This window comes from Ruegeria sp. HKCCE4148 (assembly GCF_017872495.1).
In the GTDB taxonomy this organism is placed as follows: Bacteria; Pseudomonadota; Alphaproteobacteria; order Rhodobacterales; family Rhodobacteraceae; genus Ruegeria.
In genome coordinates, this window is sequence record NZ_JAEDOS010000001.1 from 235,488 (window position 1) to 258,275 (window position 22,788).

General features: G+C 57.9%; 18 protein-coding genes. 11 read left to right on the plus strand and 7 right to left on the minus strand.

Features of this window, described 5'->3' with window-relative positions; all coding sequences use genetic code 11:
- Window positions 1–12: 12 nt before the first annotated feature.
- The gene (locus tag I9187_RS01150) at window positions 13–5,439 is read right to left on the minus strand and encodes an alpha-2-macroglobulin family protein (protein WP_209940039.1); all 5,427 of its coding nucleotides are present in this window, start codon (window positions 5,437–5,439) and stop codon (window positions 13–15) included.
- 116 nt (window positions 5,440–5,555) lie between these two features.
- On the opposite strand from I9187_RS01150, the gene I9187_RS01155 reads away from it, so the two are divergent.
- Complete coding sequence (locus I9187_RS01155) at window positions 5,556–7,814, plus strand: response regulator (RefSeq protein ID WP_209509343.1); 2,259 nt, start codon at window positions 5,556–5,558, stop codon at window positions 7,812–7,814.
- Between the two features lie 79 nt (window positions 7,815–7,893).
- Here the strand turns inward: I9187_RS01155 and yaaA are convergent, their stop codons facing one another.
- The 3 genes from yaaA to I9187_RS01170 form a co-directional block, all read right to left on the minus strand.
- Window positions 7,894–8,664 carry a peroxide stress protein YaaA gene (gene yaaA / locus I9187_RS01160; RefSeq protein WP_209940040.1) on the minus strand — a complete coding sequence of 257 codons (771 nt, stop codon included), beginning with the start codon at window positions 8,662–8,664 and terminating at the stop codon, window positions 7,894–7,896.
- A 133-nt stretch (window positions 8,665–8,797) separates the two neighbouring features.
- Complete coding sequence (recQ, locus tag I9187_RS01165; RefSeq protein WP_171178367.1) at window positions 8,798–10,837, minus strand: DNA helicase RecQ; 2,040 nt, start codon at window positions 10,835–10,837, stop codon at window positions 8,798–8,800.
- Between the two features lie 78 nt (window positions 10,838–10,915).
- On the minus strand, window positions 10,916–11,203 hold the full coding sequence (locus I9187_RS01170; RefSeq protein WP_171178365.1) for a YggT family protein: 288 nt from the start codon (window positions 11,201–11,203) through the stop codon (window positions 10,916–10,918).
- Between the two features lie 127 nt (window positions 11,204–11,330).
- On the opposite strand from I9187_RS01170, the gene I9187_RS01175 reads away from it, so the two are divergent.
- From I9187_RS01175 to smpB, 10 genes are all read left to right on the plus strand, one after another.
- Entirely contained in the window at window positions 11,331–12,698 is a 1,368-nt protein-coding gene (locus I9187_RS01175) for an MFS transporter (protein WP_171178363.1), read from the plus strand.
- Window positions 12,695–13,558 carry a penicillin-insensitive murein endopeptidase gene (gene mepA / locus I9187_RS01180; protein ID WP_171178361.1) on the plus strand — a complete coding sequence of 288 codons (864 nt, stop codon included), beginning with the start codon at window positions 12,695–12,697 and terminating at the stop codon, window positions 13,556–13,558. The genes I9187_RS01175 and mepA overlap by 4 nt, the downstream gene beginning before the upstream one ends.
- A complete protein-coding gene (locus I9187_RS01185; RefSeq protein WP_171178359.1) occupies window positions 13,531–14,415 on the plus strand; it encodes an esterase-like activity of phytase family protein in 885 nt (294 codons plus the stop codon). Before mepA ends, I9187_RS01185 begins: the two co-directional genes overlap by 28 nt.
- Window positions 14,416–14,506: 91 nt before the next feature.
- A complete protein-coding gene (locus tag I9187_RS01190) occupies window positions 14,507–15,154 on the plus strand; it encodes a queuosine precursor transporter (protein ID WP_171178357.1) in 648 nt (215 codons plus the stop codon).
- A 263-nt stretch (window positions 15,155–15,417) separates the two neighbouring features.
- Complete coding sequence (gene arfB, locus I9187_RS01195) at window positions 15,418–15,837, plus strand: alternative ribosome rescue aminoacyl-tRNA hydrolase ArfB (RefSeq protein ID WP_209940041.1); 420 nt, start codon at window positions 15,418–15,420, stop codon at window positions 15,835–15,837.
- Window positions 15,838–15,894: 57 nt separating this feature from the next.
- The gene (locus I9187_RS01200; RefSeq protein ID WP_171178353.1) at window positions 15,895–16,641 is read left to right on the plus strand and encodes an SDR family oxidoreductase; all 747 of its coding nucleotides are present in this window, start codon (window positions 15,895–15,897) and stop codon (window positions 16,639–16,641) included.
- An 81-nt stretch (window positions 16,642–16,722) separates the two neighbouring features.
- Window positions 16,723–17,739, plus strand: coding sequence for a P1 family peptidase (locus tag I9187_RS01205; RefSeq protein ID WP_171178352.1), 1,017 nt, complete (start codon window positions 16,723–16,725; stop codon window positions 17,737–17,739).
- A gap of 113 nt (window positions 17,740–17,852) precedes the next feature.
- Window positions 17,853–18,266: a c-type cytochrome gene (locus I9187_RS01210; protein ID WP_171093120.1), complete on the plus strand. Its 414-nt coding sequence runs from the start codon at window positions 17,853–17,855 to the stop codon at window positions 18,264–18,266.
- Between the two features lie 198 nt (window positions 18,267–18,464).
- Window positions 18,465–19,007 (plus strand): isopentenyl-diphosphate Delta-isomerase, encoded by a 543-nt coding sequence (gene idi / locus I9187_RS01215; RefSeq protein ID WP_171234754.1) that lies wholly within the window; start codon window positions 18,465–18,467, stop codon window positions 19,005–19,007.
- A gap of 58 nt (window positions 19,008–19,065) precedes the next feature.
- Entirely contained in the window at window positions 19,066–19,542 is a 477-nt protein-coding gene (smpB, locus tag I9187_RS01220; protein ID WP_171178347.1) for an SsrA-binding protein SmpB, read from the plus strand.
- Here smpB and glpK read toward each other — a convergent pair.
- The 3 genes from glpK to panB form a co-directional block, all read right to left on the minus strand.
- Window positions 19,539–21,017, minus strand: coding sequence for a glycerol kinase GlpK (gene glpK, locus I9187_RS01225; RefSeq protein ID WP_171178345.1), 1,479 nt, complete (start codon window positions 21,015–21,017; stop codon window positions 19,539–19,541). The genes smpB and glpK overlap by 4 nt on opposite strands.
- 69 nt (window positions 21,018–21,086) lie before the next feature.
- A complete protein-coding gene (gene panC / locus I9187_RS01230) occupies window positions 21,087–21,938 on the minus strand; it encodes a pantoate--beta-alanine ligase (RefSeq protein WP_209940042.1) in 852 nt (283 codons plus the stop codon).
- Window positions 21,935–22,774, minus strand: coding sequence for a 3-methyl-2-oxobutanoate hydroxymethyltransferase (gene panB / locus I9187_RS01235; RefSeq protein ID WP_171237933.1), 840 nt, complete (start codon window positions 22,772–22,774; stop codon window positions 21,935–21,937). Before panB ends, panC begins: the two co-directional genes overlap by 4 nt.
- Window positions 22,775–22,788 lie beyond the last annotated feature (14 nt).

A 22,788-nucleotide genomic window follows, 5' to 3' on the forward strand; every position in this document is an offset into this window, starting at 1 on the left:
TTGCAAAGCTGATCAATGAACCTCAACCCGACCGGTCGCTGTGCGTGCCCGATTCTGCGGGCGATACATATCCTCAACTGAGGCCGCAGGATGATGGAAGATACCCGGCGTAACAGCGCGCGCCACGTAGGCTAGCGTTACCGTTTCACCGCCGGACAGATCAACCGCAGCAAGGAAACGGTCAGAACGGAACTCGGTATGAGTTGCCTCAGACAGGTCCAGCCAGTCCAGCGACCGTACATCGCCTGAACGCAGCAGACTGGGGTTGTCGATTTCGATCCCGGCGGCAAGTGGATCATCGACCATCAGCCGCCCCCCGCCGCTTTCGAACGGGGTCACTGTCAGAACCGTGACAAACCTTTCGCCGGTTTCAAAGCTGTTGGCGTCAATCGGATCGCCATCCATCGAGTAATATTGTCGTTCGATCGAATAACTGGTGCCGCCCGCTTCGGGCGGAACCTCAGGGATCCCGGTGACTGTCAGGGTGATGTCCGTGGCTTGGCCGTCACTTGCCGTGATGTTGACCTCATCCGCCTGACCAGACTGCAGCACCTGCACAAACGGACCAGACACCTGAGAGCCGTTGACGGTCAAGCCCGATCCAGTCGGATCAGACACCAGCGCATGGGCGGCTAAAAGCGACCACGTTGCCTCTTGCGTGGACAACGGGGCGCGACTGGCGCTGACACGTTGGATCAGTGCGTCGCGATTGACGGCCTCACTGCCCGCGCCCACGGCAAGAGTCAACAGACCTGCCGCATCCCGCAGGTGCGTGCCAAAATCCGCGCGCCAGTAATTTTCCTGCTCATCCGGAACTTGTTCCAACATGCGAGCGGCGCGGTTGAACATCGCGTCCGCCCGGGTCTGATCGCCGTAAGATGCAAGTGCTGCGCCCAATTGTGCGGCCGCCAATGGGGTGTCGAACGCATCCCCTTTGACATCTGCATAGTAGCGCAGATCACCCATCGATGCCGCGCCTTCTCGTGCCAAAACCATCAGGGCATAGGCAATATCCTGACCGCCTTCGTCGAAATCTGGCGCGTAATTGACCCTATTTCGTAGGTTATCCATGGCCTGGGCAAAGGCGCGATCCGGCACAGGGTATCCCTGTGCGCGCGCACGGGACAGGAAGTCCGTCACGTAAGCGTCCAGCCAGAAATCCCCACTGTCTGCACGCCAAAGGCCAAAGGCACCATTGGCTGCCTGACGGGTCAGGATGCTGCGAATGGACTCTGCGATGCGCTGATCCACCACCGGACCGTCCCCCAGCCCCGAGGCCTGCGCGACGGATGACAGATAAAGCAGCGGCAGGGCTTTGCTGGTGATCTGTTCCGTGCAGCCATAGGGGTAACGGTTCAACTGATCCAACAGACCGGGCGTGTCGAACTTTGCCAAAGCTCCGGCGGATAAGATGGCCTTGGCCGAACCGGGCTGGAACCCGTCAAATACGTCCTGTGAAAACAGGAAGCTGTCCCCGGCCCCTAACGCGAAACGTCTTGTCTGTGCAATCACCGGATCATTGGCACGTATGGGCATGCGCAGGGTTTGCGACAAGTCGCGCCCGTCCGGTGTGGTGATCGAGACACTGATTTCGGGATCGCCAACAACGCTGGCTGTGACGGGGATGTCAAAGATCGCCTTGCCACCGTTCTCCAACACAAAGTTGGTCGGTGCCTCACCCAGTTTCAATCCACCGGAAGCCGTCAGACCAAGTACCATGTCCCCGGGTGTGCCATCGGCATGAACGATCTCAAGCCGCATTCGGCTTTGATCGCCGGGGGCAAGGAAACGGGGCAGGCTGGCGGTGACGACCACCGGATCGCGGACGATCATATCGGCTTCGGCCTGCCCGACCGCTTTGGGTGACCACGCGACAGCCATCAATCGGACAGTGCCGTTGAAGGCGGGTAGGGGAATGTCCACCTCAACCTCTCCGTCCGGGCCGACTTGAACCGGGCCGCTGAACACAGCCATCAAGTCTTGCGTCGGAGGCGGGGATTGGCGGCGCATGCCGTTGTCGGCGTCACCACCGGAACGGACGGTACCCATCGCTCCGGTCATGCCGTCGATCAGGCGCCCGTAAACGTCGCGCAGATCCACGCCAAGACGACGTTGCCCAAAGTAATATTCCTGCGGATCCGGGCTTTCGAATCCAGTCAGGTTCAGAATGCCCACATCCACTGCAGCCAGTGTTAGCCAGACAGGATCATTCTCCGAGGCATTTTCGACCCTAACACGGGCTTTTTGCGTTTGCCGTGGAGATGTGACCTCGGGCACATCAATAACGACTTCCAGCTTGCGATCTGCTGGATCAATGGTGGCATGTGCCACGCCCATCGCACGCGCCGGGTTTTGACCTGCTGCGACGTTCATCGGGCGGATGACCGAGGCGGTGACATAAGCCCCCGCGCCCCAATCTTCGGTCACTTCGATCGGGATTACGGTTTCACCTTCCGGCACGTCCACCATTTGGCGATGGATCAGCCGGTTCGACAGGATTTCGATCTGGGCGACGCCCGCCATGCGCGGGACGATCCGTAACTGCGCGGTATCGCCTGCGCGAAAGCTGTCACGGTCCAGCGACATCTCAAGCCGGTCTGGTGTGGTTGACGCATCCGCGGCCTGATACCAGCCCGCATAGAAATCGACAGCGGTTTCGGCATATGTGCCGTCGATGCGCTGGACGACCAGTTCATAACGGCCCCAATCCACGGGCTGCGCCAGTGTCAAAGGATCTGTCGAGATGTCAACTTCGCCGGTGGCAATGCGTGTGCGGCGGGTTGTCGGTTCCCAATTCCAGTTGCCGTACAGCTGATACCACTGATACCGCGTCTCGACCCGGTTCAGAGTCCAACGCAGACGCATCGGACTCGGGCTCAGATCAGGGGCGAGCGCGACGATCTGAAACGCCGCTTCGGTACTTTCGGGAACAACCTGTTCGAACAAAGGTTTGACACCGATCACCGGCTGCGGTGGCAGAACCGGAGCAGACAGGCGACGTTCAACCGGACGGCCAGAGCCATCGGTCAATCGTGCGATGATTTCAGCCTCAATGGGCTTTCCTTCAGTCTCTAACACTGGAATTTCGACGGCCACGGTGGCCTGTCCCGCCGCATCCGTGCGCGTGTTTCCGAAATAAGTGCTTTTGATCACGGCCTCAGCATCGTAGCGGCCAAAGCGGTAACCTTCGTACCCCGGAACGGTGTCCGCGGCGCGCGCGATGACCTGTCCGTCAATGCTCAGGTCAGATCCCGGCGCACCAAACAGATAGCGCGAATCTATGGAAAGCGGTGGGCTATCGCCGGGCCGCAAGGGCGCGTCGGGTAGGGTCAGATCGAAATCGATACGTTCAGGCAGAAAATCCTCGACCAGTACCGTCTGACGCGCCAGTGCCTCGCCTTTGGGATCAGATTTAATCTCAATCTTCCATGCTCCACGCGGTACGTCGATGGCGACAGGCAAAGCAAAGACATGCCCCCCGGCAATGCCCCCGTCCGAGACAGACCGACGGTATTCCACCCCGTCCGGACGATACAGGATCGCGGTCAGTGGCAACGCTTCAATGGCCTGTGCTTCACCATCTCGGGACAGCGCGGTGACATGGATGACCTCTCCGGCACGATAGGCACCCCGATCCGTGGTCAGGAAGACATCAACCGGCCCCGCAGGCGCGCGCCCTTCAACGCCGCGATCCGACAGATCAAAGGCGGGATCGGTGAGGGACAAAAAGCTGAAATCGCTGTCTCCGGCAGAGGCCATCACCAAGGCAGGCGCACTGGCCCCTTTTCCGCGGATCAGGCCTGGATCGAATCTGGCATAGCCCGTTTCATCGGTCCGCGCGGTTGCAATGACCGCGTTCGCATTTGTGACCAGCGAAACCTCGACGTCCTGACGCGGTGCCGCATCGCTGAGGCCGCGCACCGTTACGTGCAGCCCATCGGTGCCAAGCGCGGTGCTGATCCCCAGATCAGACAACACAAACCACTGCGTCGCGCCGGGGTCGTCATAAGGATCAGCCCCCGGAACACGGGCTGTCAGCGCATAGATGCCTGCAGACTGACCAGCGATGGCCTCTGCCATAGGAAGGCGCGCCGTCATGGTTTGGTTCAACTGATTGGATACCTCGGCAGTGCCGGTCCAGATATCCTCGGCAATCTGGTCCGAGAATTCCTCTTCCTGCCATTCGCTGAGCGGACGGCCAAAGAAGTCCTGTTGCACGGCTCGCAACAGGTTCCGGTCGCTGATCCGCCGCAGGATCAGATCCAGCTCGGTGACGTTGACCGTTTCGACCGGCAAAGCCGCATCCGCAGATTTCGGGAGGACATAGCTGCGCCCGGGAAAGCGAACCGAAGGCGTTCGGTCGCGCACGTAATGGGTCAGTTCAACGTTTCGGTTCAGTACTTCACCCGAGGCAGCTGGCAACCCTTGCCGCAGTGTCACGCGATATCGCTGGCCATGCGCGACCCCGTCGACGCAAAGCTGTTTATCCTCAGCCTGTACGACCAACCCGACATCGCCACGCTGCACAAACGGATCATAGTCCACGCCGGCCTTGACCAGGGGTTCGGAAAACTCAACACAGATCCGGGGGGCGGCAGCATCGCTTTCGACCGAGCTATCGACAACGCGGAAGCCATATTTTGCAATGGCATCGTCGAGTACGGCCAACACATCCTCGCGCGGTTGCACTTGCTCGGCCAGGCGCAGCACTGGAACCATGTCACGCCCGCGCTCAACTTCTTCCAGCGCGTTTGCCATAGTCATCAGAGCCATAATCTGGGTGCCCGGGGTCTCGGCGCGCAGATAGCCATTGATCGCAGCGTTCAATGCACGATTGCGCAAATCCCGTCGTTCGCTCCAGCCCGAGGGGTTCATAATCAGCAATAGTCGCGCGTATTCCACCCACAGGTCCGGCGCATCGCTGAGAGACACGGCAACGCCGGTCCATTGCATCGCTTGCGTCGCACTGCCCGCGCTACGCGCTGCGTCCAACACAGCTTTCAGGTCGTAACCGCCGGCAGGATGCAGGAATCCCAGGTTGCGCGCCTGATCTGTCGCCCGCTTCAAATCAGCAGAACCCAGAACGCTCAACGCTGCCGCACGGGTTTTGCCCAATTTCAGAGCCTGTTCTGAGGTCGTTACCTTTTGCGCGGAAAGCGCCCCTTGATACGCCTCCTGCCGGGTCACCCCGTCCTTGGGAAAGCAGGCATCGGATCGCGTGTTATAGGTGAAAGCAGTGCAGCGATCATTGGCCGAGCATGCCCGAATGCATGATTTCAGATCTGTGTCGAACAGAGCATCCAGATCTGACCCATAAAAGTCCGTGTCCCGGGTGGTTATGTAGCGGAAGTCAGGCACGGCGTTCTGCGCCAGAGCGGTGACGGGCAGGATCAAGAGTGAAAAGATATAAGTTATTGAAATAAAAACAAAGCGGTGCATGTTGCCCTCCTCTTTGTGCTCAACCTTGCATGGCGCGTACCTGTCACGCAACGGCTTAAACAGTTTTTCATTCTCTGCCGCGATGGTGGGACCGGAACGTCCCGGAATCGATTACCATGAGTCTTGCACACAAACTGGCACAGGAACGGCGCGCACGTCTGGCGGCCGAACGTATGCTGGCCTTGAAACAGGCCGAGCTTTCGGCGGCCAACCGTAAACTGGGCCAGCATGCGATGGCATTGACCAAACGCATTGGTGAGACTCAGGCCGAGGTTGAAACCGTCCGCGACGAGAATGAGAAGGTCAAATCCGACCTGACCGTCGCGAATGCCAAGATCGAGGTGGCTGAACGCCGTTTGTGGCATTCTATCCAAACCATTCAGGACGGGTTTGCCTTTTTCGACGGCGATGGCAGATTGATCGGAGCCAACACCGCTTATCTAAGTGTTTTTGACGGTTTGGATGAGGTGGTGCCTGGGATAACATATCCCCGCATTCTAGAATTGTTGACAACCGAAGGCATTGTCGACATCGGCGATGACACGGCTGATGCGTGGCGCGCCAGGATGCAGGCACGCTGGAAACGCGCTAATCCTCCACCCATCGTACTGCAACTGTGGAACGGGCAATACATCCGCCTGATTGACCAGCGGGGAAATGGTGGTGACGTGGTTAGTCTTGCGCTCAACATCACGGCGTCGGTTCGGCATGAGACCGAACTGACAGCCGCGCGCGAGCGTGCCGAGGCGGCCAACCGCGCAAAGTCAGCATTTCTGGCCAACATGAGTCATGAAATCCGCACGCCGATGAATGGTATCGTCGGGATGAGTGAGCTGTTGGACGAAACCCCTTTGAACGAAGAACAGCGTCTGTACGTCAACACCATCCGCAATTCGGGTGAAGCCTTGCTGGTCATCATCAATGACGTGTTGGACTACTCGAAGATCGAAGCGGACAAGCTTGTTCTTCATCCCGAACATTTCGATCTGGAACGCTGCATTCTCGAGGTTGCGATGCTCTTGCAACCCAGTGTGCGCGACAAGGGCCTGACACTACTGGTGGATTACGACCTGTTCCTGCCCACTCTGTTTGTTGGTGATCCCGGACGGATACGACAGGTTCTGACCAATTTGGTTGGCAACGCGGTCAAATTCACGTCCGAAGGGCATGTTCTAATCCGGGTCACGGGTGTGCCCCACCCGGATAAACAGACCTGCGACATCCATGTTGCCATCGAAGATACAGGCATCGGTATCGAGGCTGAAAAAATCAGTCACATCTTTGGCGAGTTCAATCAAGTTGAAGACGAGCGCAACCGCCAATTCGAAGGTACAGGGCTGGGCTTGGCTATCACAAAACGGCTGATTTCAATGATGGGCGGCACTGTTTGGGTGGAAAGCGAACTGGAGCTTGGGTCCTGTTTCGGGTTTCGCATCTCTCTGCCCACCGCCGAAGGCAAGCAACCCGAGCCGCCGAATCTGGCAGATTGCGTCAAACACGTGATGGTGGTCGAAGATCTGGCCGTAAACCGGGCAATTCTGGCGAAACAGCTAGGCCAGCTGGGTGCTGAAGTGACTGTCTGCGCGTCGGGCAGAGAGGCGCTGTCCTTGATGAATGATCAGATAGAATTGGTGCTGAGTGACCATGATCTGCCTGACATGGATGGGCTGGACCTTGCGACCTCACTCAAGGATCGGGGATGGGGTGACTTGCCGATCATTGTGATGTCCGCAAATCCCGCATTGATCCACGCCCATCCGGCGCGCGACCTCGTAAGTGGCGTTCTTCAGAAACCCATTCCCCGATCAGAGCTGTATGCCAGGTTGATGACTCTGAAAGCCTCACCGCAATCTGATCGAGCGCCGCAGCAGACAAAGTCAGAGTCTAATAAAAAGGATTCCGGATCAAAAACGCTCCGGCGAATGAAGATTCTTGCAGCCGAAGACAACCGCACTAATCAATTGATCCTGAAAAAGATGCTCAAGACTTTGAACATTGACCTACGATTTGCATCTCATGGGTTTGAGGCGGTTGATATCTATCAGAAGTTCGAGCCTGACTTGATTTTCATGGATATTTCAATGCCCAAGATGGACGGCAAACAAGCCACTGCCGAAATCCGTAGGCTCGAAGTTGAAACCGGCCGACACGTCCCGATCGTTGCCCTGACCGCGCACGCGATGGCTGGGGACGATGAGGGGATATTATCGGCAGGACTCGACCACTATTTGACCAAACCGCTGCACAAAACCCTCATTCATCAGATGATCTTGAACCACCAACCCAGTAACGTGAGACCTGTTGATAAATCCGAACCCGAAGAGTTCATCACAAACCGCTGCGATCAAAAACAGGATCCTGCTTCATCTGGCTAAAAATACCTCGGGGAGCGCGAGGGGCTGGCCCCTCGCTTCCTTCCGTGGCCGCAACCGCGACCAGGTGTTTCAATGATGTTCAGGCTGTATAGGGCCTGACAAAGACCGGTTTGTCCTCTTCAGACAGGTCAGGACGGTATTCATACCCACCAGTGTCAAATTCCAGCAGGGCCTTTGGGTCGGTCAGACGGTGCTGAACGATATATCGCGCCATGGCACCGCGAGCCTTTTTGGCAAAGAAACTTACGATCTTCGGGGTCCCGTTCTTGTCTTCCATAAACACCGGTGTGATGACCCGCAGTTTCAGCGCTTTCAAGTCAACCGCGCCAAAATACTCCTGACTGGCGCAGTTGATCAGAAAGTCACTTCCAATCTCTGCACCTTGGGTATTCAGCGTTTTGCTGAGTTGGTTGCCCCAGTATTCATACAGGTTCTTGCCGCGCCGAGTTTTCAGCTTGCCGCCCATCTCCAGCCGGTACGGCTGAATCGCATCCAATGGGCGCAGCACACCGTACAGCCCTGACAGAATGCGCAAGTGGTCCTGGGCCCACGCCAGTTCCTCGGCATCCAGAGAACTGGCCTCAAGCCCTTGGTAAGTGTCGCCAGCAAAAGCAAGCGCGGCAGGGCGCGTGGCCTCGGCCTCGGGCGTATCCGAAAAGGTGCGATAGCGGTCGCGGTTCAGGCGTGCCAGATCGTCGCTCAGGTTCATCAACTTTTTCAGATCGCCAAGTGTCAGGTTGCGGGCTGTTTTAGATAACCGGATCGCGTCATCCTGAAAGTCGGGTTGTGTGACCGCGACATCCCGCTCTGCCCAGTCCAGCCGCTTGGCCGGGGAAATCACTACCATCATATCCGCCCTCTTTCCTTACCTGCTTTTGTGTATCTAGGTCGTTTTGCGTGTTACCAAAAGAGCATTTGTCGAAAGGCGCGGTCGACCATAGGGAGAGGCAGCGTCTTTTGACACGATTGAAACGTAAAACGAACTAGCCCGCCTCACGCAGCACGTCCAGAAAGGCAGCGCCAAACCTTTCGTGACGTCGATCACCCAGCACCGTCTCGATCCCGCGTGGGTCATCGGGGCGCATTTGCGCCACCTTTGCCAGTTGCGAGGCAGAACAGGTCAGTGGCTTATCAATCCCCTCGGGACCACGCGACAACTGAGATTGCACTTCGAGTAAACGGTCATAGATCTCACCCTGATCGCGCCCGGCCAGTTTGCGCCGCGCAGGGTGAACGGCCTCGACCGCGCCTACAATGACTTCAAGGAAAGTGTCGCCATAGCGTTCCAACTTCTTGGCACCAACGCCGCCAATTCGAGCCATGTCATCCAGTGTTGTGGGTCGGTTTTCAGCCATTTCGATCAAAGTGCGGTCTGGGAAGATGACATAGGCCGGCACGCGCGCAGACTCAGCCAGTGCTCGGCGTTTCGCTTTAAGTGCCGACAGCAGCGGAGCGTCTTCTTCGGATACCATGGCTTTCACTGCGGGTCGGCGCGTGGCTTTTCGGATCGTATCTTTGCGCAGATTAATCTGCGCCTCGCCTTTCAGGATCGGCTTGGCAGCTTCGGTCATGCGCAATGCACCGTGGCGCTCTGGATCTGGGCGGACCAGATCATGCCCCATCATCTGCCGGAAAATCGCCTGCCACTGAGGGCGCGACCAGTCTTTGCCGATGCCCCAAGTGGACAGATCGTCGTGACGACGCGCGCGGATTTTGTCGGTCTCGTTCCCCAGCAGAATATCGATCAGATGGCCCGCGCCAAACCATTCCTCGGTGCGCAGGATACAGGAAAGGGCCATACGGACGGGGGTGGTGCCGTCGAAGACCTCGGGCGGGGTGTCGCACAGGTCGCATTTGCCACAGGGCGCAGCCTGTTCACCAAAATAGTCCAGTAAGGTTTGACGACGGCATTCCAGCGCTTCGGCCAAGCCCAACAAAGCATTCAGCCTGGCATGATCTGCCATGCGACGCTCGGGCGGGGCCAGCCCCTCGTCGATCTGCGATCGCCGAAGGCGGATATCGTCAGGGCCGAACAGGGTAAGCGTTTCGGCAGGGCCTCCGTCACGGCCCGCGCGCCCTATTTCCTGATAATAGGCCTCGATGGATTTGGGCAGGTCAGCATGGGCCACCCAACGGATATCGGGTTTGTCGATGCCCATGCCAAAGGCCACGGTGGCCACAACTATCAGACCGTCCTCGCGGGCGAAGCGGGTTTCGACGATGCGACGATCCTCGGGGTCCATGCCACCGTGATAGTGGCAGGCTGTGTGCCCTTCGTCGCGCAGAGCCTTAGCCAACACTTCGGTCTTGTTGCGGGTGCCGCAATAGACGATGCCGGATTGGGTTTTGCGTGCGGCTGCAAAATCGAGGATCTGTTTGCGCGGCCCGTCCTTGGCAGCAAAGGCCAGATGGATGTTAGGCCGATCAAAACCCCGCAGAAACTTGCGCGGTTCGATGCCGTCGAACAATTTCTCGACAATCTCATCCTGCGTTTCCGCATCCGCCGTGGCGGTGAAAGCGGCGAGGGGGACATCCAGCGCGCGCCGAAGTTCACCGATCCGCAGGTAATCTGGACGAAAATCGTGACCCCATTGGCTGACGCAATGCGCCTCGTCCACGGCGATCAGGCTGACATTGATCCGGCGCAGCATGCCCAACGCCGACCCGGCGGCCAGACGTTCAGGCGCCATGTAAAGCAGTTTAAGCCGCCCAGCCTCCAAGGCTTCCCACACCGCGTCGGTCTCTTCGGGTGTGTTGCCCGAGGTCAGTGCCCCGGCTTCAACCCCGGCTTCCTGCAGTCCGCGCACCTGATCACGCATCAAGGCGATCAGTGGTGAAATCACCACCGTCACCCCGTCGCGCAGCAAGGCAGGAAGTTGATAACACAGGGATTTCCCGCCCCCGGTCGGCATGATCGCAAGCACGTTTTCGCCGGCGGTCACGGAATCGACAATCTCTTCCTGTCCGGGGCGGAAGTCATCGAATCCAAAGACATCTCGCAGCAGGGGTGCGGAGTCGAACATCTGCGGGGTTGCCCTGTTTTAAGGTTTGTCTGCTCTTAAGACAGGACAATCACATACTAAGATTTGGTGAACAAGAGGTCAGTAGAAATAGGGTGCATTGTTGATCAGGATGATCCGCAGCGCATAGACCCCGATCAGGACCACCAAAGGTGTTAGATCCAGCCCGCCCATATTGGGCAGGATGCGACGGATGGGGCCGTAAATAGGCTCTAATATGCGGTTCAACCCGTACCAGATTTGCGCAACCAGTTGCTGGTGCAAGTTGAGCACCTGAAAGTTTATCAGCCAGCTCATGATCACATGGGCCAGAATGATGAACCAGACAACGTCCAGGATCAGCAGCAGGATTTGGATCAGCGACAGCATGGGTTCTCCGTTTTCTTGTTCGCCGAGACCTAAGCACCACAGCGGCAAAGAGCAAGTGCCTGACACTCAACGCTTGCGAATTGAACCAAACCCCCGTCTTATAAACACAACAATAACAGAGGCAGAAATGGCAGAGATTTCCAAACGCAAGCGCATCTGGGGCTGGTGGTTCTTTGACTGGGCCAGCCAGCCGTATCACACGCTGTTGGTCACCTTTGTCTTTGGCCCATATTTTGCCGGGGTGGCAGCCGGGTATTACGCGAACAGTGGGCTGAATGCCGAAGCCGCAGCCGCGCAGGCACAGACGGTCTGGGCGAACTGTTTGACGATCACAGGGTTGATCATTGCCTTTGGCGCGCCTTTGCTGGGGGCGATGGCGGATGTGTCAGGACGGCGCATTCCGTGGATCTTTGCGTTTTCGGTTATGTACGCGGTTGGATCCGGTGCGTTGTGGTACACGATGCCCGATGGCTCGAACATGTGGCTGATGCTGTCGGCCTTTGGGCTGGGTTTCGTGGGCGCGGAATATGCGCTGATCTTTATCAATTCCCAGCTACCTGATTTGGGCGACGACAGTGAAGTGGGCGAGATTTCGGGCTCGGGCTTTGCATTTGGCTATTTCGGCGGCCTGATCTCACTGGCGATCATGTTGGCGCTGTTTGTGGAACAGGCGAACGGCAAAACACTGATCGGGATGGAGCCTGCCTTGGGTCTAGATGCGGCGACCCGGGAAGGCACACGTTTTGTCGGCCCGTTTACGGCTGCTTGGTTCATTCTGTTTATGGTGCCCTACTTCCTGTGGGTGCGCGATGACGCACCAAGTGAAAAAACGGGCAGTGTGGGTGAAGCGCTGCGGCTACTGGCGAAATCAGTGTCTAACCTGCGTCATCGCGTCAGTCTGGCCAGCTACCTCGGTTCGTCGATGTTCTACCGCGATGCGCTGAACGGGCTTTACAGTTTTGGCGGTGTTTATGCGCGGCTCGTGCTTGAGTGGGATTTGATCAAGATCGGCGTCTTCGGGATTGTCAGCGTTTTGGCAGCGGCGGCATTTTCCTGGTTCGGCGGCAAGCTGGACAAGAAATACGGCCCCAAACCCGTGATCATCGTTGCGATCTGGGTTCTGATATTCGTATGCGCCACTGTGGTCATGATGGATCGGACGCAAATCTACGGCATCCAGCTCGAAGAAGGGTCAAGCTTGCCGGATATCGTTTTCTTCGGCTGCGGTGTGTTGATCGGTGGTATGGGCGGTATTCTGCAATCGGCCAGTCGCTCGATGATGGTACGCCACACAGATCCGGAGACGCCGGTCGAAAGCTTTGGTCTCTATGGCCTGTCAGGGCGCGCGACTGCTTTTGCTGCACCGTTGATGATCGGGATTGCAACAACCGCAACCGGCAGTGCGCGTCTGGGGGTGTCACCGATCATTCTGTTGTTTATTCTAGGGCTATTCCTGATGCGCTGGGTCAGACCGGAAGGGGATCAGAGCAGATGATTATACAGCGTTTTTTGATAATTTTGGCCGCGCTTACTATTGCGAGCACAGCGGCGGCAGAGCCTCTGGCAAAGCAGTTGTTTGGGGCACAAAAGGTCAGTTCACAACAAAAAGCAGCAGCCTTCGGCAGTTATTCGCGCGGATGCGCTGCCGGTTCGGTGCAATTGCCGGAAACCGGACCAACGTGGCAGGCCATGCGCCTGTCTCGGAACCGCAATTGGGGGCACCCAGAGGCGATTGATTACGTGAAGGACCTCAGCAAGTTTGCGGCGCGACAGCCGGGTTGGAATGGTCTCTATATCGGGGATATCAGCCAGCCACGGGGTGGTCCGATGACGTCGGGCCATCGGTCTCATCAGTTGGGTCTGGATATCGATATCTGGATGCTGCCGGGCAACAACATGCGCCTCAGCCGCAAAGCGCGCGAGAATATCTCGTCCATTTCGTTGCGACGCGCGAACGGTGCCTTTGTAAACGGGAATTGGACGAAACAGCACCATGCAGTTTTGCGCGAGGCCGCAAAAGACAAGCGCGTTGCGCGCATCTTCGTGTTTCCCGGTGCCAAGGTGCAGATGTGCAACGACGAAAAAGGCAACCGTGCCTACCTGCGCAAGATCAGACCATGGTGGGGGCATCATTATCATTTTCACGTCCGTCTGAAATGCCCCCGAGGGTCGAAAGGCTGCGTCAACCAGGACCCGCCACCCAAGGGCGATGGCTGCGCACAGGCGCAGGAATGGGTAAACAACATCCTCAATCCGCCGCCACCTGATCCAAACGCCCCAGCCCCCAAGAAACGCCGGGAGTATGTTCTGGCCGATTTACCACAACAATGCGCAGCTGTTTTGCAATCCAACTAACCGCCTTTCTGTTTGTGGCTACGGCAGTCGCCGCGGTCGAGATCAAGGCAGCCACTTATCTGCACAGCTTCGAGTGGCGTGATCCGGCAACCTGGTTCGGGGGGTTCTCGGCATTGCAGGTTTCGGATGATGGTCAGCAAATTCTGGTGCTGAGCGACCGGGCCAGGATGGCGACCGCGCAAATAGAACGGGACAGTGATCGGATCACCAACATTCGTGTTTTGGATCAGTGGCGGATCTTATCCAGCCAAGGGCACATCATGAAGGGTGGTGTCGGCGACTCCGAAGGGCTCGCATTGGCGCCAAGTGGTGGAGTTTACATCTCGTTCGAAGGGGTGCACCGGGTCGCGTATTATGCAGCACGGGGGGCAAGGTCGCGAGTTTTGCCTCGGTTGCCCGAGTTTGACGACCTCGCCGACAACGGGTCGTTCGAAGGTCTTGCCATTGATGCACGCGGCTGGCTTTACACGATCCCGGAAAAAGACCGTACCGCTGACGGGGACATCCCGGTTTACCGATGGAATGGCGATGCATGGTCGATCCCATTTGTATTGCCACAACGCGCGGGTTTCAAACCAGTCGGCGCTGATTTCGGCCCGGACGGGAAGTTTTACCTGCTGGAGCGTAAGCTTGGATTCATCGGGTTCCGCTCTCGGCTGCGTCGATGGGAGGTGACGGATGACGTTCTCAGCGCCGAAGAAACCCTGTTCGAAACCGCAGCAGGCATACATGACAATCTCGAAGGGGTGTCAGTCTGGCGCGACGGTCAAGGCCGTTTGCGGGCTACGATGATCTCGGATGACAACTTTTTGGCCCTGCAGCGGACCGAATTGGTGGAATATCTGCTGCCCGATTGACTCGGGGCCTCCAAGGGTCTAAACGCACGGCTTGCCTTGGGACGGTCCCTTGGCCAAGTCGCCGCTACCTTGTCAAAACGGGCATCAAAACATGCAACGCGCTTACATTCCCGGCATCATTGCCATGGCCACCATTGTTGTGGCCTCAAACATCCTGGTCCAGTTTCTGATCCTTGACGGTCTGTTGACCTGGGGTGCTTTCACCTATCCGCTGGCTTTTCTGGTCACGGACATCATGAACCGCGTCTATGGCGTGGGACCAGCCCGCAAAGTCGTGTTCGCCGGGTTTGTCACCGGCATCATTTGTTCGCTGATCGGCAGCCAGATCATGCTGCAAGGCGACGGGTTTGAATACGCCGCCGTTCCACTGCGGATCGCAGTCGCCTCGGGCACAGCCTTCCTGATCGCGCAACTGACCGACGTCACAGTGTTCAACGCCATGCGCGGTGGCCGCTGGTGGCGCGCGCCTTTGGTATCGACACTGGTGGGCTCGGCGCTCGATACCGCCATCTTCTTCACTATCGCATTCTCGGCCTCTGTCACCTTCTTCGGAGCCAACGCCGACGCCGCAATCAACTGGGCGTGGGAGCCTGTGCCGTTCATGTTGTCCGGCCCGATGGCCCCGTTATGGGTGACGTTGGCTTTTGCGGACTGGCTGGTGAAGCTGTCGCTGGCGCTGATTGCTTTGATCCCGTTCAAAGTCATTGTTGCCCGGCTGACCGCCGCACAGCCTGCGTAAAAAAGTGCTTTGAGAATGGCGCATATTGTGTCAGGCTCAAAGTTAACCGCAACAGATAGAAAAGGAGGTGATCCAGTGTCAAGAAAGAGATTGGAGAGAGGTGTCGGAACAACCGGGGGGAAAGCCTGCTAGGGCAGCCCTTGGCGGAGCGCTCGCTCCGGCTGGTCGATTGATCTAACCGACCCGACCTCCTGAACTTTCGAAGGGCCGTCCCAAAGGGGCGGCCCTTTCTGTTTCCATCCGTGCCCTGTAAGGTCCGGCCCATGTTGCGCATCACCGACAATATCATCCTGCAAGACTGGGAAATGACCGAAAGCTTCGTACGCTCTTCCGGTCCCGGTGGGCAGAACGTCAACAAAGTCTCGACCGCAGTTGAACTGCGGTTCGAAGCCGCGCGCTCTCCCTCTTTGCCGGATCCGGTCAAGAGCCGCTTGAAACGACTGGCCGGGCGGCGCTGGACCAAAGAGGGCGCAATCATCATCCAATGTGAAGAAACCCGTTCTCAGGCGCGTAACCGTGACATTGCACGCGCACGGCTGGCCGAACTGATCACCCGTGCGCTCGTTAAACCCAAACGGCGCATCGCAACCAAGCCGACCTATGGGTCGGTCAAGCGCAGGTTGGCGGCCAAGAAGGCGCGCGGCGACGTTAAAACACTGCGGGGCAAGGTCTCGGAAGAATGATCTGGCATCTTTTCGATGCGTTGTTACTCTGCCCCTGACAGGCAGGAGGGTAATGCCATGAGGCTGGAGGGAAAAACCGCAATCGTAACCGGTGGCGCATCCGGGTTCGGCGCAGGGATCGTGCAAAAATTCCTCGAAGAAGGTGCGCGCGTCATGATTGCGGATATCAATGGCGAAGCGGCGCTGGATCTTGCAAACACCCTGGGTGAACAGGCAATCGGACACCAGGTTGACGTTGCAGACGGCGCGTCGGTTCAAGCCATGGCAGATACCGCAAGGCGTCAGTTCGAAAATCTGGACATTCTGGTGAACAATGCAGGTGTCACGCATTTGCCGACCCCGCTCGAAGATGTCGCCGAAGACGATTTCGACCGACTGTTCAATGTAAACATGAAATCGGTCTATCTGACCGCCCGCGCATTTGTCCCGGCGATGAAAGCGCGCGGGGCAGGTGCGATCCTGAACGTGGCCTCAACAGCTGGGTTATCCCCGCGTCCCAACCTGAACTGGTACAACGCCTCAAAAGGCTGGATGATCACGGCAACCAAGACCATGGCTGTTGAACTCGCCCCGACCGGTGTACGTGTAAACGCGATCTGTCCTGTGGCCGGAGAAACACCGCTGCTGAAATCCTTCATGGGCGAAGACACGCCCGAGATTCGCGCCAAATTCCTGTCGACCATCCCGCTGGGCCGCTTCTCCACACCGGAAGACATGGCCAATGCTGCCTGTTTCCTCTGCTCGGACGAGGCCAGCATGATCACGGGTACAGCGCTTGAGGTTGACGGTGGCCGCTGCATCTGATCCGCTCTTCATCTGGCCAAAAATACCTCCGCCGGAGGCAGCGCGCTTGCGCGCTTTTCGGCCTGAACATCGAAGCAAAAAATGACCCCCGGACCCAAAAACTTGATCACCGATATCCCCGGCCTGATGGTCGGCAACGCGCAGGACGACACGCTGAAATCCGGCGCGACAGTCTTGACGGCGCAGGCTCCGTTTGTGGCTTCGGTCCATGTGATGGGGGGCGCACCCGGGACGCGCGAAACCGATCTTCTTGCACCAGACAAAGCCGTGACACATGTGGATGCGATTGTATTGTCTGGCGGCTCTGCCTTTGGCTTGGATGCCTGTTCCGGCGTCTCAGACGGGCTGCGCAAAAGGGGGCGGGGTTATCCGGTCGGCGACGTCACTGTGCCCATAGTTCCGGGCGCGATCCTGTTTGACCTGCTCAACGGTGGTGACAAAAACTGGGAGGACAACCCCTATCGTGCCCTGGGTCGCACAGCGTTCGAGGTGGCTTCGGACCGCTTCGATCTCGGTTCAGTAGGTGCGGGAACCGGAGCTTTGGCTGCGATGCAAAAGGGCGGGCTGGGCTCTGCTTCGTTAATTCTGGACAGTGGCATCACTGTTGGCGCGCTGGTTGCAGCCAATCCGTTGGGCAGTGTGACCACACCGGGTGATCAACATTTCTGGGCGGCACCTTTTGAAATCGGCAACGAATTTGGCGGTTTAGGGCCTGATACCAATGCCGCTCTTGGTACTCCGCAAGCAAGCCTCAAGGCGCAGGCGATGAAATCTGCAGACCCGGCTAAGACAAATACGACCATTGCCATCGTCGCAACCGATGCAGCCTTGACCAAGCCCCAATGTCAGAGGATGGCCGTTGCCGCCCATGACGGCATTGCGCGTGCGATTGTGCCCGCCCACACACCGGGCGACGGCGATCTGGTTTTTGCCGCCAGCACCGGTGTTCGACCCTTATCAACCGAAGCTGAACTGGGGCGCATCGGTCATGCAGGTTCGGTTTGTCTGGCGCGGGCTATTGCGCGGGCGGTGTACCTGGCGACTCCGGCAGCGGGCGACCTTTTGCCGTGCTGGTCCGAGGTACATGACATAAGTTAAGGACATCCCTTTTGTCGCAGTGGCACAGTAAGCCCGCGCGGCAATCTGCGCGTTGACTCTTTTTTGCGCCGAAGGTCCATTCGGTGCAGCCATTTTGTATCGGAGCACAAGCTATGAATCGCATCCTCGCTACCGCAATTGTCGGCCTTCTGGCACTGCCCGCCTATGCTGAAGGCGATGCCGAAGCCGGCAAGAAAGCCTTCAACAAATGCAAGTCCTGCCACCTGATCGCTGACCCGGAAGGTGAAGTGATTGTCAAAGGCGGTAAGACTGGGCCCAACCTGTATGGAATCGCGGGCCGCACGGCTGGGACATATGAAGGCTTCAAATACGGTGACAGCATCGTTGCCGCAGGGGAAAAAGGCCTGGTTTGGGACGAGACGACCTTTGTCGAATACTCGCAAGATCCCAAAGCATTCCTGAAATCTTATCTGGATGACACTGCTGCCAAGTCGAAAATGACCTTCAAGCTGAAAAAAGGTGCTGAAGACGTCTATGCCTATATCGTCAGCGTTTCAGGCGAATAAGCCTTAACGCACGGTGCTAAAGCACATGGACTAAAGGCCGCAGCCCCTGCGGCCTTTGGTGCGATTGATACCCAAGTGAATAGAAGCCACTTTGGTACTGACGGGAGATGTCAAATCGCGTCGTACAGCCAGCCTGTTCAGATGGCAGCTAAATTCAAACCAGCGCCGGGCAGACGGATTGGCAACGGGAGAGGACAGATGGGAATTATGATCCCGGCCTGGGTCGATGGCCAATTGACCCCTGTGGACAAGCTCGAAGCGCACGAAAAAGGGCTCAAGCACAAGGCTGTGTCCGTGTTTGTTGTTCGCGGAACGGAAATTCTGCTGCAACGTCGCGCAATGGGCAAATACCACACGCCCGGCCTTTGGGCGAACACCTGCTGCACGCATCCGGATTGGGATGAAAGCTCGTCAACCTGTGCCGTGCGACGTCTGCGCGAAGAACTTGGGATAACGGGTCTTTATCCAGAATACCGGCACCGTCTGGAGTACCATGCAGATGTGGGCAACAACATGGTCGAGAACGAAGTTGTCGACGTCTTTCTGGCCCATGTTCGCGGCCCACTGAAAATCGAGCCTAACCCGGACGAAGTCATGGACATTCGCTGGATCGATTATCACGATCTTCTGGCCGAAGTGGCCCGCCATCCGGATCGTTTCACGCCATGGCTCAAGATCTATCTGCACAAATATGCTGACACGATTTTTGGCCCTGATCTGATCATTTCTGCCAAATCGTGACGCAGTTGGGAAAACCCTGCCTTGCAAGGTCGGCGCAAGCCGCCTAAATCAACGCGTCATGGCCAAACAGAAGACAGACCCGAATTATAAGATAATCGCCGAAAACCGGCGCGCTCGCTTCGATTACGCGATCGAAGAGGATATCGAGTGCGGTATCGTCCTGGAAGGGTCCGAGGTCAAATCCCTGCGCGCAGGCGGGTCGAACATCGCCGAAAGCTACGCTTCGGTCGATGATGGAGAACTGTGGCTGATCAACAGCTACATCGCGCCCTACGAACAGGCCAAAGTGTTTAAGCACGAAGAACGCCGACGCCGCAAGCTGCTGGTGTCACGCAAGGAATTGTCGAACCTGTGGAATGCGACCCAGCGCAAAGGAATGACGCTGGTGCCGCTGGTTCTGTACTTCAACCACAAGGGCCGGGCCAAGCTGAAGATCGGGATCGCCAAAGGCAAGAAGATTCACGACAAGCGGGAAACTCAGGCCAAGCGGGATTGGTCACGTCAGAAACAGCGCTTGTTGAAAGACCACAGCTAGAACGCCATTGCGGCCTGTACGGCACGTTGCCAGCGGCCGTAAGTTGCGTCGCGTTCGTCTTGCGCTTGCGTCGGTTCAAAGCGACGGTCCAGCGCCCATGTTTCGGCAAAACCGGCCTGATCCGGAAAAATTCCGGCTTTCATCCCGGCCAGCCATGCAGCACCCAGCGCAGTTGTTTCCTGCATCACCGGACGGTCCACTGGTGCGCCCAGGCAGTTGGACAAACCTTGCATGGTCCAGTCAGAAGCGCTCATCCCGCCATCGACACGCAGAGTCACGTTGGTTTCGGCACCCCAGTCGCCTTGCATTGCATGCCACAAATCTCGTGTTTGAAAGGCAATGCTTTCCAGCGTGGCGCGAGCGATCTCGGCCCGACCCGAGTTGCGGGTCAGACCAAACATCGCACCACGGCAATCGGGTTTCCAATAGGGTGCACCCAGCCCAGTGAAGGCAGGCACCAGAATTACGTGTTGGTTCGGGTCCGCCCGCGTTGCCAGATCCCCGCTTTGAGGGGCCGACTCGATGATCTGTAGCGCGTCACGCAACCACTGCACCGCCGCCCCCGCGATAAAGATCGACCCTTCCAGCGCATAGGTGCGCTGACCGTCCAACTGATAGGCAATTGTCGTCAGCAGGCGATTTTTCGATTCAACTGGCTGTGCACCCGTGTTCAGAAGCGCAAAGCAGCCCGTGCCATAGGTCGATTTCATCATGCCGGGTTGGAAACATGCCTGCCCGATGGTGGCGGCTTGCTGGTCACCCGCAACGCCCAGAATGGGTATTTCGCCACCGAACTCCGCAGTGGAGCCAAAGTCCGAGGCGCAATCCCGCACTTCGGGCAAAAGGTTCAGCGGCACATCCAGCAGATCGCAGATCTCGGTACTCCATGTGCCTTTATGAATGTCAAACAACAGGGTGCGCGCGGCGTTGGTGGCGTCGGTGGCATGAACACGGCCCTGGGTCAGCCGCCAGATCAGGAAACTGTCGACAGTGCCGAACAGCAACTCTCCGGCTTCGGCCTTGTCGCGGGCGCCAGAGACGTTATCCAGCAACCATTTGACCTTCGTCCCCGAGAAATAGGGGTCCAGCAACAAGCCGGTTTGGGCCGTGACGTCATCCTCGCATCCGGCTTGTTTGTAGCGGGCGCAGATGTCGGCGGTGCGGCGGTCCTGCCAGACGATGGCGTTGTGGATCGCTTTGCCGGTGTGTTTGTCCCAGACGACGGTCGTCTCACGCTGGTTGGTGATCCCGATCCCGGCGATCTGTTTGGCGGAAATGCCGGTGGTCTCCATCACCTCGCGGCACACATGCAAAACGCTGGACCAGATATCCTCGGGGTCATGTTCAACCCAACCTTCCTGTGGGAAGTGCTGGGGAAACTCTTGTTGTGCGGTGCCTACCGGCTGCATTTGTGCGTCAAAAAGAATGGCGCGCGAGGATGTCGTGCCCTGATCGATTGCCAGAATATAGGTCATGTCCGCTCTCCCCCGGTCTCGTTTCGCGGGACTTTAGCGCAAACAACGGCGTAGGGGCCAGAGCAGAAATCAGGCTGAATCGACCGGGATATTGTCAATCAGACGGACGCCATCCGCCCATGCAGTGACGAACAGGCGGGCTGGCCTGTTGGCATTGGGCAGGCTTTCCAGCGTCTCGGCGCAGCGGAGATCAATGTATTCAACCTCGGAAAATCCGGCGGCCAGCAAGCGCGCTTTGGCATCTTGCGCCAAGGTTGCGAAATCACCGCCCTCCGCCAGGTTTTGGGCGACTTGTCGCATGACCTTGTGCATATGTTCCGCGATCTTCAACCCGTCAGATGAGAGCAGAAGGTTACGGGAAGACATTGCCAACCCTGAGGGTTCGCGCACGGTCGGGCAGCCAAAAACCTCAACGGGGATGTCCAAATCGCGCGCCATGCGGCGGACAACTAAAAGCTGCTGGTAGTCTTTTTCCCCGAAATAGGCTCGATCCGCTTGGGCTTGCAGAAACAGCTTGGCAACAACCGTGGCCACGCCCTCAAAGTGCCCCGGTCGGAAGGGGCCTTCCATCATGTCGGTCAGGCCAGAGACAGAAACCGTGGTGGAAAAGCCTTCAGGATAGACTTCCTGCGGGTCCGGCACATAGATCGCGTCCACCTCGTAGGGAGCCAGTTTTTTGGCGTCTTCATGTTCAGTGCGGGGGTAATTTGCCAGATCCTCGGGTTTGTTGAACTGCTTGGGGTTCACAAAGATCGTCACGATGACCCGGTCGCAGCCTTCTTTCGCGGCCTGTGCCAGCGATAAATGCCCCTCGTGCAGCGCACCCATGGTGGGAACCACGCCGATCATTTCGTCATCGCGGTGCCATTCGGTGGTTTTGGCGCGCAGTTCGGCCAGAGACCGCAAAATCGGTGCTGTCATGCCTTAGGTCCTTTGGTCGGAGCCTGGTCGGAAAAGACATGTTCGTCTGCCGGGAAGGTCCTTGCACGCACGTCGGCGGCGTATTCTGCTATGGCAGCTTCGGCCAGTGGGCCGAGCTCGGCATAGCGTTTGACGAACTTGGGTTTGAAGGCGGTGAAAAAGCCAACCATGTCGTCCACGACCAGAATTTGCCCGTCACATCCAGCCGAGGCACCGATGCCGATGGTCGGAATCGCAACCTCTTCGGTGATTTGGTCGGCCAACTTTTGTGGAACTTTCTCTAGAACGACTGAAAACGCACCAGCCGAGGCCACGGCATGGGCATCGGCCATGACTGCTTCTGCCTGTCCGTCACGGCCCTGTACCTTGTAGCCACCCAGCGTGTTGATCGATTGCGGGGTCAGACCGATATGGGCCATCACCGGAATACCACGCTTGACCAGAAATCGGATGGTTTCTGCCATTTCAACACCACCTTCCAGCTTCACGGCCCCAGCACCTGTTTCTGCCATAAGGCGCGCGGCATTGCGGAAGGCATCGGCTGGAGAATGCTCATAGCTGCCAAAGGGCATGTCTATGACCATCATGGCCTTGTCCAGACCGCGCGCGACGGCCTGCCCATGCAGGATCATCATCTCCATCGTGACGCCAAGGGTAGATTCCAGGCCGTGCAGCACCATGCCAACGCTGTCACCCACCAGAACAAAGTCGCAATGCGCATCCATCAGACGTGCCATGGGCGTGGTATAGGCGGTCAGCGAGACCAGAGGCGCGCCACCTTTTCGGGCGCGAATATCCTCGGCATTCGGGGCTTTCTTGCGGGCGGTGGCGCTCATGTGTCGCTCCTGCA

Excerpts from the sequence above, each read along its gene's own strand:
- I9187_RS01190 (WP_171178357.1), top strand. The coding sequence starts at position 14,507 with ATGCAACGCGCTTACATTCCCGGCATCATTGCCATGGCCACCATTGTT.
- recQ (WP_171178367.1), bottom strand. The coding sequence starts at position 10,837 with ATGTTCGACTCCGCACCCCTGCTGCGAGATGTCTTTGGATTCGATGAC.
- idi (WP_171234754.1), top strand. The coding sequence starts at position 18,465 with ATGGGAATTATGATCCCGGCCTGGGTCGATGGCCAATTGACCCCTGTG.
- I9187_RS01205 (WP_171178352.1), top strand. The coding sequence starts at position 16,723 with ATGACCCCCGGACCCAAAAACTTGATCACCGATATCCCCGGCCTGATG.
- I9187_RS01170 (WP_171178365.1), bottom strand. The coding sequence starts at position 11,203 with ATGCTGTCGCTGATCCAAATCCTGCTGCTGATCCTGGACGTTGTCTGG.
- I9187_RS01150 (WP_209940039.1), bottom strand. The coding sequence starts at position 5,439 with ATGCACCGCTTTGTTTTTATTTCAATAACTTATATCTTTTCACTCTTG.
- glpK (WP_171178345.1), bottom strand. The coding sequence starts at position 21,017 with ATGACCTATATTCTGGCAATCGATCAGGGCACGACATCCTCGCGCGCC.
- I9187_RS01210 (WP_171093120.1), top strand. The coding sequence starts at position 17,853 with ATGAATCGCATCCTCGCTACCGCAATTGTCGGCCTTCTGGCACTGCCC.
- I9187_RS01155 (WP_209509343.1), top strand. The coding sequence starts at position 5,556 with ATGAGTCTTGCACACAAACTGGCACAGGAACGGCGCGCACGTCTGGCG.
- arfB (WP_209940041.1), top strand. The coding sequence starts at position 15,418 with ATGTTGCGCATCACCGACAATATCATCCTGCAAGACTGGGAAATGACC.
- I9187_RS01185 (WP_171178359.1), top strand. The coding sequence starts at position 13,531 with ATGCGCAGCTGTTTTGCAATCCAACTAACCGCCTTTCTGTTTGTGGCT.
- smpB (WP_171178347.1), top strand. The coding sequence starts at position 19,066 with ATGGCCAAACAGAAGACAGACCCGAATTATAAGATAATCGCCGAAAAC.
- panB (WP_171237933.1), bottom strand. The coding sequence starts at position 22,774 with ATGAGCGCCACCGCCCGCAAGAAAGCCCCGAATGCCGAGGATATTCGC.
- I9187_RS01175 (WP_171178363.1), top strand. The coding sequence starts at position 11,331 with ATGGCAGAGATTTCCAAACGCAAGCGCATCTGGGGCTGGTGGTTCTTT.
- yaaA (WP_209940040.1), bottom strand. The coding sequence starts at position 8,664 with ATGATGGTAGTGATTTCCCCGGCCAAGCGGCTGGACTGGGCAGAGCGG.
- mepA (WP_171178361.1), top strand. The coding sequence starts at position 12,695 with ATGATTATACAGCGTTTTTTGATAATTTTGGCCGCGCTTACTATTGCG.
- I9187_RS01200 (WP_171178353.1), top strand. The coding sequence starts at position 15,895 with ATGAGGCTGGAGGGAAAAACCGCAATCGTAACCGGTGGCGCATCCGGG.
- panC (WP_209940042.1), bottom strand. The coding sequence starts at position 21,938 with ATGACAGCACCGATTTTGCGGTCTCTGGCCGAACTGCGCGCCAAAACC.